The organism is Streptomyces bugieae (assembly GCF_036352915.1).
GTDB lineage: Bacteria > Actinomycetota > Actinomycetes > Streptomycetales > Streptomycetaceae > Streptomyces > Streptomyces endophytica.
In genome coordinates, this window is record NZ_JAZBJP010000004.1 from 205,657 (window position 1) to 221,071 (window position 15,415).

The 15,415-nt window shown below is 72.6% G+C and carries 12 protein-coding genes; 4 read left to right on the forward strand and 8 right to left on the reverse strand.

What is annotated here, in order from left to right; genetic code table 11:
- The first annotated feature begins 273 nt into the window (after positions 1 to 273).
- A complete protein-coding gene (locus tag V2J85_RS12680) occupies positions 274 to 1,644 on the forward strand; it encodes an alpha-amylase (RefSeq protein WP_330821621.1) in 1,371 nt (456 codons plus the stop codon).
- Positions 1,645 to 1,649: 5 nt separating this feature from the next.
- Here the strand turns inward: V2J85_RS12680 and V2J85_RS12685 are convergent, their stop codons facing one another.
- A complete protein-coding gene (locus tag V2J85_RS12685; RefSeq protein ID WP_330821622.1) occupies positions 1,650 to 4,580 on the reverse strand; it encodes an FAD-binding and (Fe-S)-binding domain-containing protein in 2,931 nt (976 codons plus the stop codon).
- Positions 4,581 to 4,613: 33 nt separating this feature from the next.
- Positions 4,614 to 5,069, reverse strand: coding sequence for a MarR family winged helix-turn-helix transcriptional regulator (locus V2J85_RS12690; RefSeq protein WP_265364392.1), 456 nt, complete (start codon positions 5,067 to 5,069; stop codon positions 4,614 to 4,616).
- Positions 5,070 to 5,165: 96 nt separating this feature from the next.
- Between V2J85_RS12690 and V2J85_RS12695 the strand changes: the two genes are divergently transcribed.
- Positions 5,166 to 6,998 (forward strand): ABC transporter ATP-binding protein, encoded by a 1,833-nt coding sequence (locus tag V2J85_RS12695; RefSeq protein WP_330821623.1) that lies wholly within the window; start codon positions 5,166 to 5,168, stop codon positions 6,996 to 6,998.
- Positions 6,999 to 7,086: 88 nt separating this feature from the next.
- Here the strand turns inward: V2J85_RS12695 and V2J85_RS12700 are convergent, their stop codons facing one another.
- The gene (locus V2J85_RS12700) at positions 7,087 to 8,322 is read right to left on the reverse strand and encodes an SGNH/GDSL hydrolase family protein (protein ID WP_330821624.1); all 1,236 of its coding nucleotides are present in this window, start codon (positions 8,320 to 8,322) and stop codon (positions 7,087 to 7,089) included.
- Positions 8,323 to 8,603: 281 nt separating this feature from the next.
- On the opposite strand from V2J85_RS12700, the gene V2J85_RS12705 reads away from it, so the two are divergent.
- Both V2J85_RS12705 and V2J85_RS12710 read left to right on the forward strand, forming a co-directional pair.
- Entirely contained in the window at positions 8,604 to 9,206 is a 603-nt protein-coding gene (locus tag V2J85_RS12705; RefSeq protein ID WP_261954576.1) for a DUF6461 domain-containing protein, read from the forward strand.
- 302 nt (positions 9,207 to 9,508) lie between these two features.
- The gene (locus V2J85_RS12710) at positions 9,509 to 10,099 is read left to right on the forward strand and encodes an NUDIX hydrolase (RefSeq protein ID WP_315975431.1); all 591 of its coding nucleotides are present in this window, start codon (positions 9,509 to 9,511) and stop codon (positions 10,097 to 10,099) included.
- Here V2J85_RS12710 and V2J85_RS12715 read toward each other — a convergent pair.
- The 5 genes from V2J85_RS12715 to V2J85_RS12735 form a co-directional block, all read right to left on the reverse strand.
- The gene (locus V2J85_RS12715; RefSeq protein WP_261954575.1) at positions 9,993 to 10,721 is read right to left on the reverse strand and encodes a hypothetical protein; all 729 of its coding nucleotides are present in this window, start codon (positions 10,719 to 10,721) and stop codon (positions 9,993 to 9,995) included. The two genes, V2J85_RS12710 and V2J85_RS12715, sit on opposite strands and share 107 nt — an antisense overlap.
- A gap of 60 nt (positions 10,722 to 10,781) precedes the next feature.
- Complete coding sequence (locus tag V2J85_RS12720; RefSeq protein WP_261954574.1) at positions 10,782 to 12,182, reverse strand: hypothetical protein; 1,401 nt, start codon at positions 12,180 to 12,182, stop codon at positions 10,782 to 10,784.
- Between the two features lie 137 nt (positions 12,183 to 12,319).
- Entirely contained in the window at positions 12,320 to 13,006 is a 687-nt protein-coding gene (locus tag V2J85_RS12725) for a LutC/YkgG family protein (protein WP_261954573.1), read from the reverse strand.
- Positions 13,003 to 14,505, reverse strand: a complete 1,503-nt coding sequence (locus V2J85_RS12730; protein WP_330821625.1) for a lactate utilization protein B — start codon at positions 14,503 to 14,505, stop codon at positions 13,003 to 13,005. The genes V2J85_RS12725 and V2J85_RS12730 overlap by 4 nt, the downstream gene beginning before the upstream one ends.
- Positions 14,502 to 15,359, reverse strand: a complete 858-nt coding sequence (locus tag V2J85_RS12735; RefSeq protein WP_330821626.1) for a (Fe-S)-binding protein — start codon at positions 15,357 to 15,359, stop codon at positions 14,502 to 14,504. The genes V2J85_RS12730 and V2J85_RS12735 overlap by 4 nt, the downstream gene beginning before the upstream one ends.
- Positions 15,360 to 15,415 lie beyond the last annotated feature (56 nt).

Consider the following 15,415-nt stretch of genomic DNA (forward strand, 5'->3'; position numbering starts at 1 on the left):
GATCGGTGGGGCGCCGGGGCATACGTGAACCTCGGTCAGGACCTTGTCGGCCGACGGCCGGAGGCACAAGAGGGCCGGGTGGTGCCGCAATATTGCGCAAGCCGCGGCCAGCCTCTTTCGCAACTCACTGAAATGTCTTGCAGAAAGCCTTGACGTGTTAACGACATGAACGGCAGGCTCCGGTATCGCACACCCCCCATGGCGGCCTGGCGCGTGGCTGCTCTCGTGGGCGCGGTACGGCACGGCCGTGCCCCATGACGAAGGAGCCACAAGATGCAGCAACGTTCCCGTGTGCTGGGCGGGACGCTCGCCGGAATAGTGGCCGCGGCCGGCCTGGCCACCGTAGCGCCGTGGCCCTCCCAGGCCACCCCGCCCGGCCAGAAGACCGTCACCGCCACGCTCTTCGAGCGGAAGTACGTCGACGTCGCCAAGGCCTGCACCGACCAACTGGGCCCGGCCGGCTACGGCTACGTCGAGGTCTCCCCGGCCTCGGAGCACATCCAGGGCGGGCAGTGGTGGACCTCGTACCAGCCCGTCAGCTACAAGATCGCCGGCCGGCTCGGGGACCGCGACGCCTTCGCCTCGATGGTCAGCGCCTGCCACGCCGCCGGCGTCAAGGTCATCGCCGACGCGGTCGTCAACCACATGGCCGCCGGCTCCGGCACCGGCACCGGCGGCACCCAGTACACCAAGTACAACTACCCCGGCTTCTACCAGGACCAGGACTTCCACGGCTGCCGCAAGAGCATCTCCGACTACACCAACCGCGACGACGTCCAGACCTGCGAACTGGTCGGCCTCGCCGACCTCGACACCGGCAGTGACTACGTCCGCACCACCATCGCCGGCTACCTCGACGACCTGCGGTCGCTGGGCGTGGACGGCTTCCGGATCGACGCCGCCAAACACATCTCCGCCACCGACCTTGCCGCCGTCAAGGGCAAGATGAAGGACCCCGGCTTCTGGGTGCAGGAGGTCATCTACGGCGCCGGCGAGGCGGTCCGGCCCGACGAGTACACCGGCATCGGCGACGTCGACGAATTCCGCTACGGCACCCATCTCAAGAGCGCCTTCCAGAGCGGCAACATCGCCCAGCTGAAGTCCGTCGCGGACGGCAAGCTCGGCAGCGACAAGGCCCGCACCTTCGTCGACAACTGGGACACCGAACGCAACGGCTCCACGCTCACCTACAAGGACGGCGCCGCCTACACCCTCGCCAACGTCTTCATGCTCGCCTCGCCCTACGGCTCACCCAACGTCTACTCCGGCTACGAGTGGACCGACAAGGACGCCGGCCCGCCCGGCGGGAGCACCGGCTGGACCGACGAGCACGCGAAGCGGGAGATCACCGGCATGGTCGGCTTCCGCAACGCGGTGGGATCCGCCGAGCTGACCAACTGGTGGGACAACGGCGGCAGCGCCCTCGCCTTCGCCCGCAGCGGCAAGGGCTTCGTCGCCCTCAACAACGGGGACGCCGCGCTGACCCAGACCTTCGCGACCTCCCTGCCCGCCGGGACGTACTGCGACGTGGTGCACGCCGCCCCGTCCTCCTGCGACGGGCACACGGTCACCGTCGGCGACGACGGCAAGGCGCAGGTCGCCGTGCCCGCCAGGAGCGCGGTGGCGCTGCACGTCGGCGGCTGACCCGGTCAGTCCGGCCGGGTCGCCCGCTCCAGCGCCAGGAGGGCCGAGCAGTAGCCTCGGCCCTCCGTGGCCAGGTCCATCCCGATCTCGCACATCCGGTTCGCCGACAGATGCAGGTCGAAGGGGCGCGTGGTGACCTCCGCCGCCTCCTTCGCGGTGGCCGACCCGGTCAGTTCCCGGTGCAGCATCCCGCGGTCCCCGGCGAACGCGCAGCACCCCGCGTCGTCCGGTACGACCACCTCCCGCGCACACGCCTCGGCGACCCGCCGCAGCTGCGCCTCGTCCCCCAAGTGCCGCATGGAACAGGTGGGATGGAGCACCGCGGAGCCGGCCGTCCGCCGGACCTCCAGACGCGGCAGCAGCTCCTCGGCGGCCCAGACGACCGAGTCGACGACGGTCAGCTCGGCGTGCAGCGCGCGGTTCTCCGGCGTCAGATACGGCACGACCTCCCGCGCCAGGCCCAGCGTGCACGAGGACGCGTCCACCACCAGGGGCAGCAGACCGCCGGCCGTCCAGCCCCAGACCGCCTCGACGATGCGGTTGGCCATCACCGCCGTGCCGCGCTCGTAGCCCTTGGAGTGCCAGATCGTGGCGCAGCACGTCCCGGGCACGTCCGCGGGGATCCACACCGGCCGGCCGGCCCGCCCGGACAGCGCCACCACCGCCTCGGGCAGCGACGGCCCCCGGTGCCCCGCGGGCTCCCCGAAGATCCGGTTCACACAGGCCGGGTAGTAGACCGCGGCCGCGCCCGCCCGCCGGGTGACCGGCAGCCGGCGGGCCGCCGGGCCGGGGATCCGCGGCAGCCACTCGGGCACCAGGTCGGGGCGGACGGCCCGGCGGGCGGCTCGGGTCAGCGCGGCGGCCGGCCGGTCGCCGATCCGGTCCGCGGCCGCCACCGCCAGCCGCGCCGCCCGCTCGACCGCCCCGAACCGCCGGGCGGTCCGCTCGGCGAGCCGCTCCTCGCGCGGGGAGTGGCGCCGGTGCCGGAAGTCCTTCATCAGCCTGCCGGTGTCGATGCCCACCGGGCAGTCGAGCATGCAGGTCGAGTCGCCGGCGCAGGTGTCCACCGCGTCGTAGCCGTAGGAGTCCAGCAGCGCGCCGGTGACCGGTGATCCGGCCGGCTGGCGGAGCATCTCCCGGCGCAGCACGATCCGTTGCCGGGGCGTGGTGGTGAGATCCTTGCTGGGGCAGGTCGGTTCGCAGAAGCCGCATTCGATGCACGGGTCGGCGATCGCCTCGATGCGCGGGATGGTCTTCAGGCCCCGCAGATGCGCTCGCGGGTCGCGGTCGAGCAGGACGCGCGGGGCCAGGATGCCGGCCGGATCGACCAGTTCCTTGATCCGCCACATCAACTCCGTGGCCCGCGGCCCCCATTCGAGCTCAAGAAACGGGGCGATGTTGCGGCCGGTGGCGTGCTCGGCCTTCAGCGACCCGTCGAAGCGCTCGACGGTCAGCCGGCAGAAGTCCGCCATGAACGCGGCGTAGCGCGCCACGTCGTCCGGCTCGGCCGCGTCGAAGGCGAGCAGGAAGTGCAGATTGCCGTGGGCGGCGTGGCCGGCGACCGCGGCGTCGAAGCCGTGCCGGGCCTGGAGCTCCAGCAGCGCCGTACACGCCTCGGCCAGCCGGGCCGGCGGCACCGCGAAGTCCTCGGTGATCAGCGTCGTCCCGGGCGGCCGGGAGCCGCCCACCGCGGTGACGAATGCCTTGCGGGCCTTCCAGTAGCCGCCGAGGACCTGCGGGTCCCGGGTGAAGGCGTTGGTGACGGAGGCGACCGGAGCGACCGGCTCCAGGGCGGCCAGCACCCGGGCCGCGGCCTCCTCGTACCCCCGCAGCGCGGCCTCGTCGGGCGCCCGGAACTCGACCAGCAGTGCCGTGGTCTCCTTGGGCAGCGCCGCCCAGTCCGCCGGCACCCCGGCCACCTGTACCGACGCGCGCAGGGTGTTGCCGTCCATCAGCTCCACCGCCCGCGCGCCCGCCGCGGTGAAGTGCGGTACGGCCGCGGCCGCGGCGCCGAGCGTGCGGAAGAACAGCAGCGCGCCCGCGGTGTGCCGGTCCAGCGGCAGGGTGTCGAAGACGGTCTCCGCGAGGAACCCGAGGGTGCCCTCGGAGCCGACCATCAGCCCGCGCAGGATCTCCACCGGCGTCGCGCCGTCGAGGAAGGCGTCCAGGCGGTAGCCGTTGGTGTTCTTGACCGCGTACTTGGCGCGGATCCGCGCCACCAGCGCGGCGTCCCCCTCGATCTCCGCCTTCAGCGCCAACAGGCCCGCGCACAGCGCCGGTTCGGCCCGCGCCAGCTCCGCGTCGGCGTCCGGGTCCGCGGTGTCCACGATCGTGCCGGACGGCAGGACGACGGTGGCCGAGGCCAGCGTCCGGTAGGAGTTCCGGGTGGTGCCGGCCGTCATGCCGGAGGCGTTGTTGGCGACCACCCCGCCCAGCGTGCAGGCGATCGCGCTGGCCGGATCGGGGCCGAGCAGCCGGCCGTACCGGGCCAGGGCCGCGTTGGCGCGCAGCACGGTCGTACCCGGCCGGATCCGGGCCCGGGCGCCGCCGTCGAGCACCTCGATCCCGGTCCAGTGCCGCCGCACGTCGACGAGGATGTCCTCGCCCTGCGCCTGGCCGTTGAGGGAGGTGCCGGCGGCCCGGAACACCACCTTCCGGCCCTTGCCGTGGGCGTAGGAGAAGACCGCCGAGATGTCGTCGACGTCCTCGGCCACCACCACGACCTGCGGGACGAAGCGGTACGGGCTGGCGTCGGAGGCGTAGCGCACCAGGTCGGAGACGGTGTGCAGGACCTTCTCCGGGCCGAGCAGTGCGATGAGGTCACCGCGCAGCGGCTCGGGGGTGCCGGACGCCAGGTGACCGGGCACCCGGTCGGGCGCCGGGCGGCCGCCGGCGGTGGGCCGCAGGGCCCCGGGCTTCGGCTCCAGCAAGGGCATGGCGGGCACTCCTGTGCATGAGGGGGCGTCAGGTCAGTGCGGGTCACCCGGCCCGTCGACCAGGGTGGACAGCAGGCCGCCGAGCACCTCGCGCTGATCGGCGGTCAGCGGAGCCAGGATCTCCTCCGCGGCGGCCCGGCGCGCGCTGCGCAACGCGCGCAGCGTGGACCGGCCGGTGTCGGTCAGCTCGATCCGCACCACGCGCCGGTTGGCCGGATCCGGCACCCGGCGGACCGCGCCGTTCGCCTCCAGCGCGTCCACCAACGTCGTCACCGCCCGCGGGACGACCTCCAGCCGCTGGGCGAGGTCCGCCATCCGCGGCGGGGTGTCGCGGCAGTGGTCCACGATCCGCAGGACCCGGGACTGGGCGGGGGTGAAGGCGATGTCCAGGTGCGCCATGTGGCGCTTCTGCGCGCGGTGCATCCGGCGGGTCAGCCGCACCAGCTGTTCGGCGAGGTTGCTGCTGACCGTCGGCTCAGGGGAGGGCATGCCCCGAGAGTATCAGGACCTGGTTCATTGTGAGAATAGGTAACAATGAGCTAGGCTCAGCGAAGTCCCGCTGTCCCGCACCCCTCGTAGGAGCCCATGCACCGCGACGAACCCCAATGGACACCGCCCCCCAAGGATCCCGAAGCACCGGTCCAGCTCCGGCGGATCCTCACCCTCTTCCGCCCCTACCGCGGCCGGCTCGCCCTCGTCGGGCTGCTCGTCGGCGCCTCCTCCCTGGTCTCCGTGGCCTCGCCGTTCCTCCTCCGCGAGATCCTCGACGTCGCCATCCCCGGCCGCCGCACCGCACTGCTCACCCTGCTCGCCCTCGGCATGATCGCCACCGCCGTCACCACCAGCGTCTTCGGCGTCCTGCAGACCCTGCTCTCCACCACCGTCGGCCAACGCGTCATGCACGACCTGCGGACCGCGGTCTACGCCAAGCTCCAGCGGATGCCCCTGGCGTTCTTCACCCGCACCCGCACCGGAGAGGTCCAGTCCCGGATCGCCAACGACATCGGCGGCATGCAGGCCACGGTCACCTCCACCGCCACCTCCCTGGTCTCCAACCTCACCTCGGTCATCGCCACCGTCTGCGCCATGCTCGCCCTCGACTGGCGGCTGACCGTCGTCTCCCTCCTGCTGCTCCCGCTCTTCGTCTGGATCAGCCGCCGGGTCGGCAACGAACGCAAGAAGATCACCACCCAGCGACAGAAGCAGATGGCCGCCATGTCCGCGATGGTCACCGAATCCCTCTCGGTCAGCGGCATCCTCCTCGGCCGCACCATGGGCCGCGCCGACTCCCTCACGAAGAACTTCGCCGACGAGTCCGAGCGCCTGGTCGACCTGGAGGTCCGCGCCAACATGGCCGGCCGCTGGCGGATGGCCACCATCGGCATCGTCATGGCCGCCATGCCCGCCCTCATCTACTGGGCCGCCGGCCTCGTCCTCCAACTGGGCGGACCGGTCTTCTCCATAGGCACCCTGGTCGCCTTCGTCTCCCTCCAGCAGGGCCTGCTGCGCCCGACCGTCTCCCTGCTGTCCACCGGTGTCCAGATGCAGACCTCACTCGCGCTCTTCCAGCGGATCTTCGAATACCTCGACCTACCGGTCGCCATCACCGAACCCGCCGACCCGGTCCGCATCCCGGCCCCGCGCGGCGAGATCCGCTTCGAGAACGTGCGGTTCCGCTACGACCCCGACGCCGCCCCCACCCTCGACGGCATCGACCTGACCGTCCCCGCCGGCGGCAGCCTCGCCGTCGTCGGCCCCACCGGCAGCGGCAAGAGCACCCTCAGCTACCTCGTCCCCCGCCTCTACGACGTCACCGAAGGCCGGGTCACCCTCGACGGCACGGACGTCCGCGACCTCGATTTCGACACCCTCGCCCGCGCCGTCGGCGTGGTCTCCCAGGAGACCTACCTCTTCCACGCCTCGGTCGCCGACAACCTGCGCTTCGCCAAACCCGACGCCACCGACGACGAGATCCACCGCGCCGCCAAGGCCGCCCAGATCCACGACCACATCGCCGCCCTCCCCGACGGCTACGACACCCTCGTCGGCGAGCGCGGGTACCGCTTCTCCGGCGGCGAGAAGCAGCGCCTGGCCATCGCCCGCACCATCCTGCGGGACCCGCCGGTGCTCGTCCTCGACGAGGCGACCAGCGCCCTGGACACCCGCACCGAACACGCCGTCCAGCAGGCCATCGACGAACTGTCCGCGGGCCGCACCACCCTCACCATCGCGCACCGCCTCTCCACCGTCCGCGACGCCGACCAGATCGTCGTCCTGGACGCCGGCCGGATCGCCGAACGCGGCACCCACGACGAACTGCTCGCCGCCGACGGCCGCTACGCGGCACTCGTCCGGCGTGACGCACACCTCACCCCGCCCGGCGAGCAGATCATGGCCGAAAAAGTGACCCATGGGTAACATCCGGGGTGGCGGCGGCCGATGACCGGTCGGGGCGGCCGCCGCCCCCACTCCTGCCCATCCCCGGGCCCTCCCCGACCGCTCGCCGTCACAGCGCCGCGAGATCCACCGCCTCGGCCATCACCCGGTACCCCTCGTCACCGGGATGCTTGTGGTCACCGCTGTCGAGGCGCGCCGCCAGCGCCTCCGGATCCCCCGGCTCCGCCAACGCCGCCGCGAAATCCGCGACCGCATCGAACTCGCCCGAGGTCCGCATCCAGTCGTTCACCTTCCGCCGCTTCGCCTCCGCACCCGGCGTGTGGTACTCCGCCCCCTTGAACGGCATGATCGTCCCCCCGACGATCCGCACCCCCGCCGCCCGCGCACCCGCGATCAACTCGCGGTAACCGGCGATCAGTTCCGCCACGGACCGGTCCGTATCCGGCTTGTACGTCGGCAGATCGACCTCGCTGAACCCGATGTCGTTCAGCCCCACCAGCACCACCACCGACCGCACACCCGGCCGGTCCAGCACATCCCGCCGGAACCGCCCCACCGCCCGCTCCCCGAACCACGCCGAATCGCTCAGCAGCAGATTCCCGCCGATGCCCTGATTGAGCACCGGCCGCACCCCGCCCTGCCCCGCGAGCCGTTCCGCCAACGCGTCCGCATAGCGCCGGTTGCCGTCGACCGTCGAGCCGAAACCGTCGGTGATCGAATCACCGAACACCACCACCGTGTCCCGCCGCGCCGGCCCGCCGTCCGCCAGCTCCACTGCCGCGAGGAAGTACCACGACACCGTCGTCTCCCCGAACACCGCGGGGTCCGTGGCCGTCAGCCGGTCCCCGGCCGCCCGGTACGCCGTGGCATACGCCTGCGCGTGGAAGGTCGCGGGCCCCGTCGGCCGCGCGAAGTACAGCGACACCGTCAGCGACTCGAACGGCGCCACCGCCACCTCGACGGCATCACTGCGCACCTCCCCGCCCGCCGGAATCCGGACGCCCGCCGCCCCGCCGAACGTGAGCCGCCGCACCGTCCCCTCCCGCACCCCGGCACCCTCCCCGGTACGGGCCAGGGTCGCGCCGGCCACCTCCAGCGGCCCGGCCCCGTACCGGTTCGACAGCACGATCCGCGCCGCCGAACCGGAACCGGTGACCCGCACCACCTGGCGCACCGTCTGCTCCGCGAACCCCTCCAGCGCCCAGTTCTCGTGGAACCCCACACTGGGGCGCTGCACGGAGGCCGCCCAACCAGCCTGCCAGTACGGCGAGTTGTCGTCGCGGTTGTTGCTGTTGCTGTTGTCGTTGTCGTCGGCGTTGCTGTTGCCGTCCGCGATCTGCTGCATGGTCTGCCGCCTCTCTCCGTCGATCGCCCGGTGGCGATGACCGCGAGTCTGCTGACCGGCGCGCGGCCCACCCAGCCCTCTGGCATGCGTAGGGATCGCGTACGTACGCATGCCAGGGTCAGTCTGCGGAAGCGGCGCGGCGGCTCATGGGCGGCGGTTCGGGTGTTTCGCCGCCGATCCCCGGGTACCCGACATGGAGGTGGATCGGCTCGGGGCAGCCCTCGGTCTCCCGGGCCGAGGCGTCGGCGTGCGTGTCAGTGCGGCGTGACAGGATCCCCGGCATGACGAGTACAGGCACAGGTCGTGGGCTGGACCCCCTCCGTGCGGACATCCCGTTCTACACGCTGACCTTCGGCAAGGGTTTGTCTCCCACGGAGTTGCTGGCCCGCATGGGGATCGGCCCGGACACCTTGGCCCTGCGCGATCCCGTGGACCTCGCCGACGAGTTCGGCGACACCCTGCTCGACGAGGACGAGCCGGTGGTGACGACCGGCACCGACGGCGAGTGGTCCTGGGCATGGGAGCAGGGCGGCAGCCACGGGCTGGACGAGAGGATCCTGCGCGCGGTCTCGCACGGCACGGAGGCCGTCGCCCTGTACTACAACGAGAAGCCCATGCACTGGTTCAAGTACGCGGTGGACGGCGGCATCGTCGTCGACTTCCACACCCTTGAGCCGATCGACCCGACCGGCCTGGACCCCCAGCGGCTCGACGAGTTCATGCGCCCGCTCGGTCTCCTTCCCGGACAGCCGGCGCCGCCGCACGGCGTCCTGGCTCTCGCGGAGAACGCCTTCGGGCTGCGCGTCACGCCGCCTCGGGACGACGAACAGCGCTGGAGCGGCAGCCTGCTACCCCTGCCCGAGCAGGAAGAGCAACCGAACTGAGCAGCCGCATACCCGGACAGGAAGAGCGGCCGAACTGAGCAGCCGAACCGGGCAGCTGAACCGGGCGTGCGACCGCCGGCCGGGGGCCGCCACCGACACTGCCCGGAGCAGCTGAAGGGGGTGCACACCGCACGCCGCCAATACAAGCCCCCCGTACGCCAGTTCACCGTTCGCCACGCCGCCGCGCCCGGTCCGCCCCGCAGCACCGGCCGGTACGGTGGACGTCCGCCACGGGCCTGCCGCCCGTCCTCTCGCCGACGAGAAGTCCGGGCCGCCCGTCCTCTCGGAATGCGAGAAGTGCGATGAACCAGACAGCAGCCCACCCCCATCTCGCCGCGGCGGTGGTGGTCCACAACGGCCGCGTGCTGATCGTCCGCCGCAGCTACCGCGAACGCTTCCTGCCCGGCGCATGGGGCGTTCCCTGCGGCAAACTGGAACCGGGGGAGACCCCCGAAGCCGGCGCCCTGCGCGAGCTCAAGGAAGAAACCGGACTCCTCGGCGCGGTCGTCGCCCACACCGGATCCGCCAGCTTCCTCAGCGACTACCAGGGCCGGCGGGTCCGCAACCACCAGGAGAACTTCCTCGTCCGGCCACTGACCCTCGACGTCGTCCTGCCCAGCCCCGACCAGGCATACCGCTGGGCCCGGCCCGCCGAACTCGCCGACGCCGGCGTCGACGCCTACAACCTCGGCGTCATCCGCCAGGTCTTCGGCGGCCGGCTCGACGCCTCCGGACTGCGCACCATGACCGCCCGCTACGGCTACCAGGGCCTCGCCCCCACCCCCTTCACCAGCCCAAAGACCGTGCCAGCGCGTCGAGTTCGGCAAGATACACGGCCGGTGCGAGGGGAGTCTTGGGCGGCGGACCGGCCCGCCCGACGCGGCCGCCGCTGACCCCGCCGGCCCGGCCGGGCACCCTGACGTACACATCGGTCACCGAGCGCTGCGGGGCGGTCTCCAGGAACAGCGTCACCGTCGGCTCCTCGCTCACCACCCGGTGCAGCGTACGGGCGTCCAGCCCGTAACTCCGACCCGCCCCGTACCGCTCCGCACGCACCAGACGCAGCCGCGCCTCACCGACCCGCCGCAACCGCCACGCCCCGCCCGGCCCGTCGATCGTCTCCCGGTACACCACCGCCGGCACCCCCTCCACCGCCGGCTCGTAACGCTCCATCCGCACCCGGCCCCGCACCACCGCCGACGCGATCACACAACGGTGGTTGTGGATGTCCTCCGGCTCCGCACCCACCGGGCCGGGCCAGACATGCACCCGCAACATGAACCGCGGCGCACCCGGCAACAACAACAGCTTGTCGAAACCCAGCACATGCCGGTACGACAGCCGCGTGCACTCCGGAAGGTCCACCGCACCGGCGGATAATCGGCGCACCAGCGGACCCAGCACCTCCGGCCGCGCCAGCTCGGCCACCACCGCACGCGCCGACTCGGGCGACGGCGGCCCCGCCCCACCACCCAGCCGATCGTCCAGCAGCCGCCGAACCTCCTCGACCCGCATCTCCGCCTCCCGTCCACCGGCACCGCCCGCCGGCCCGCCAGGTCCCGCACCCCGCCGGCCTCACGGCCGGTAGGACATCAGCGCATACCGCCGCAGCACCGACAGCCCCTGATACGCCATCCACACCGGATTGCCCATCGGCCCGTCGTCCCAACGCCACACCCCGCCCCGCTGCATGGCCCGCACCCGCGCCACCGCGGCGCCCAGCTGGGCCTCCCACACCGGCAGCCCCACCCCCTCCGCCGCGATCTGCCGCGCCCCGTCCGTCATCAGCGCCCGCGCCACCCACGCCGCCCCGAAATGCCGCACCGACAACAGTTCCTGATGCAGCGGATCGTCCTGCCACGGCCGCCGCACCTCCTCCTGGCAGTTCGCCAGATCGGCCGCACCCGCCCCCGGCAGCGCCGCCCCCGCCAGCAACCAGCGCAGCCCCTCCTCCCGCACCGCACGCTGCCGGGCGTCCTCACCCAGCACCCGCGCGGCCCGGTCCAGCGTCACCACCGCCCGCGCCGTGTGCACCGCCGACGGCGCCGGATTGCCCCGACCCGTCGCCAACGCCGCACCCCAGCAACGGTGATGGCCCCGCCCCGGATCCCCCGTGGCACCGTTGACCAGCACCGCCCGCAGTCCGCCCAGCGACGCCGAACCCGGCGCCGCACGCAACAGCCCCCGCAGCACATTCGTCACCACGTAGGTGTTCGCCAGACCGAACGCATCGTGATCCGGATCCAGCAACGCCTCACAGGAATGGATCTCGGCCTCCAGCAGTCGCGGATCCGCACCCGCCCGGGCCAGCGCCCCCAGCACCACCGCGGTCACCTCCGGACGCGCCCCGCTGCCCTGCGAACGCGCCGCCCAGCCGCCACCCGGAAGCCGCAGCCGCCACAACGTCTCCGCCACCTCACCCGCGCGTATCCGCCCGTCGAACGGCGCGATGTCCAGCAGCAGATGCAGCCCGTACGCCGTGCCGAACGCCGTCGGATGCACCGGCGGTTCGCTCTCCGCCAGGGAATGCGGCCAGCCCGTCAACGGACCGTGCCCGGGCACCTCGATCACCGACAGCCCGCGCCGTAACGCCGCGTACGCACCGTCCATCAACTCCGGCAGCGAACCCGCCGGCGACGCCACCGGCCCCGGCGGCGGCACCCCGCCACCCGCCGCGGCCGCGCCCCGGGCCCGCACCAGCGCCGCCGACAGCCACACCACCGCACCCACCCCGACCCCGGCCGTCGCCGCCAGGCAGTACCGCGCCGCCTCACCGGCCAGATTCTGCGGCAGGATCCCCACCAGCGTCTGGAACACCGCGAACGCCGCCGCCGGCACCCCCAGCCGCGCCAGCCACGTCAACAGCCGGGACGGAGCCGACGGCGACCCGGCGGACAAGGACGGCGGCCCCGGAACCGGTGCGGACCCGCCCCCGGCCACGCCGGAACGCCGTGCGCCGACCTCCTGCCGCAGCATGGTCCGCTCCCTCCCCCCGGGCGCAGGCCCCCGCACCGAGCGTGCGAAAGACATCCCGATCAGTCTAGGAATCCCCACTGACAGCGGGGTCGCACACCTGTCGCGGTCGCCCTCCGGCCACCCGCGGGACCCGCCCCTCAGCCCCCGCCCGCGCCGCCGGCCCCGGCCGCCTCGACCAGAACCACCTCCAGCGTCCGCGGACCGTGCACCCCCTCCACCCGGTCCAACTCGATGTCACTGGTGGCCGAAGGCCCGGAAATCCACGTCAGCGGCCGCCCGGGAACCAGCCGTGGCAACGCCTCGGGCACCGAACCGACCACCTGCCCGGGCACCCGGACCACGCACACATGATGATCCGGCACCAGCGTGATCCGCCGTCGCCCCTGGTCAGGCCCGGCATCCAGGACGAGCGTGCCGGTCTCGGCAATCGCCACCGCGCACCCCGTCACCACACTGTCCACCGCATCCAGCTCCCGCGCCGTCTGCTCCGCCCGGTCCTCGACCACCTCGGCCCGCACCTCGGCCAGCCACCCCGGCTCCAGCCCCCGCGGCACCACCACCCTCCGCGCACCCCGCTCCGCCAGCAGCCGGCCGATCAGCGCCGGCAGCCCGGCCGCATCACTGCGGTGCACCGACGCCCGGTACTCCGCCAGGTTCTCGGCCAGCAGCTCCACCGTCTCCGCCGTCGTACGCGCCCCGTGCACCCGCCGGTAGTCACGTACCAACGGCGGCGCACCCGCCCCCGCACCACCCGGCCCGCCGTCCCGCGGCACCTCGGCAAGCGCCCGCCGCACCCGCGCCAACACCACATCCCTGCTGCTCATCCGGCGTCTCCCTCCCCACGCGACGGCTGCCCGGACGACCCGCCACGGGTCCGCCGCCACCAGTCACGGAACGACTCCGGCGGCACCACCGGAAGATCACGATCCTGCGACCACGCCCGCCCCGGCCCCGGCAACCGCCGCGGATGCAGCCCCCGCGTCCGCGCCGCCAGCCGCATCCCGCGGCGCAGCACCCCCGGATGATCGAACGCCCAGGCCGCCGCCCGCATCGCCGCCCGCTCCGCGGCATGGCCTTTGGCCGGTTTCAGTACCACCCGGGCCCCGCGACGGACACCCGGACCGCCCTCCACCACCCGCTCGCGCAGATGCACCAGCACCTCCGGGATGTCGATGGCGACCGGACACACCTCGTAACACGCCCCGCACAAGGACGACGCATACGGCAGCGACTCCTCCAACGGACCCGCCAGGCCCCGGAGTTGCGGAGTGAGAATGGCACCGATCGGCCCCGGATACGGCGACCCGTAGGCATGCCCACCGGCCCGCTCGTACACCGGACACACATTGAGACACGCCGAACAACGGATACAGCGCAGCGCCTGACGCCCGACCGAATCGGCCAGCGTGTCCGTCCGCCCGTTGTCCAGCAGCACCAGATGGAACGTCCGCGGCCCGTCCCCGTCCACCGTCCCCGTCCACGTCGAGGTGTACGGATTCATCCGCTCCGCGGTGGACGAGCGCGGCAGCAACTGCAGGAAGATCTCCAGGTCCTGCCACGTCGGGACCACCTTCTCGATGCCCACGACCGAGATCAGCGTCTCCGGCAGGGTCAGACACATCCGCCCGTTGCCCTCCGACTCCACCACCACCAGCGTGCCGGTCTCGGCCACCATGAAATTCGCCCCGGAAATCCCGACCTTCGCGGTCAGGAACTTCTCCCGCAGATGCAGCCGCGCCGCCTCCGCCAGCTCCGCCGGCGCATCGGACAGCCCCTCCGGCGCCGGACGCCCCCAACGCCCCATCTCCCGCCGGAAGATGTCACGGATCTCCGCACGGTTGCGATGGATCGCCGGCACCAGGATGTGCGACGGCAGATCCTCCCCGAGCTGCACGATCAACTCCGCCAGATCCGTCTCGTACGCCCGGATCCCGGCCTGCTCCAACGCCTCGTTGAGCCCGATCTCCTGCGTCGCCATCGACTTGACCTTGACGACCTCCCGCTCACCGGTCTCCCGCACCAGTTCCGTGACGATCCGATTGGCCTCCGCCGCATCGGCCGCCCAGTGCACCCGGCCGCCCGCCGCGACGACCGCCGCCTCCAGCTGCTCCAGATACCGGTCGAGACGGAGCAGCGTACGGTCCTTCACCGCGGCCCCCGCGGCCCGCAACTGCGCCCAGTCGTCCAGCTCCGCCACGGCCCTGGCCCGCTTGTCGCGGATGGTGTGCGTGGCGTGCGTGAGGTTCGCGCGCAACCGCGCATCCCGCGTCGAGCCGGCCGCGGCCCGCGGAAAGGCCGGCATGCCCAGATAGGTTCCAGTCATCGCCCGCCACCTTCCGTCCCGCGCCCACTGTCCCCGGTGCCGGTACCTCTCGCCGAACGGTCCGTAGGGGGGCCACCCTCCGCACGGTCCGTAGTGGGCCTCCCCTCGGTACCGGCCTCCGTACCGGCCAAGATCTCCGCGATGTGCACCGGCCGGACCGCCGCGCCCTGCCGCGTCAACAGGCCGCCGATGTGCAGCAGACACGAGTTGTCGACCGTGCACACCGCCTCCGCCCCGGTGTCGAGCACATGCCGCACCTTGTCGGCGCCCATCGCCACCGAAACCGCCGGGTTCTTCACCGCGAACGTGCCGCCGAAACCGCAGCACTCCTCGGCACCCGGCAGCTCCCGCAACTCCAGCCCCTTCACATGCCGCAGCAGCCGCAACGGACGGTCGCCCAGCCCCAGCATCCGCAGCCCGTGACAGGTCGGGTGGTACGTCACCGTATGAGGGTAGTACGCGCCGACGTCCTCCACCTTCAGCACGTCCACCAGGAACTCGGTCAGCTCGTACGTCTTCGGCACCGCCAGCGCCGCGGCCTCCGCGAGCTCCCGGCCGCGCCCCTCGGCCGCCGCCTTCGCCCCGATCCGCGGGTAGTTGTCCCGCACCATCGCCGCACACGAACCGGACGGCGTGACCACGTAGTCGTACTCCCGGAACGCCCGGTCGAAGCGCCGCACCAGCGGCTCGGTCGCATGCCGGTAGCCGGTGTTGAACTGCGGCTGCCCACAGCAGCTCTGCTCCTCGGGGAAGCCGACCTCCACCCCCAGCCGCTCCAGCAACGTCACCACCGCCCGGCCCGTCCGCGGCTGCAGCAGATCGTTGATACAGGTGACGAACAGTGCTACGCGCACGTTGCCATCTCCTTTCGGCCGCTCCGGCCTCTGGCGGCCATCCGCTTCCGCGGTAC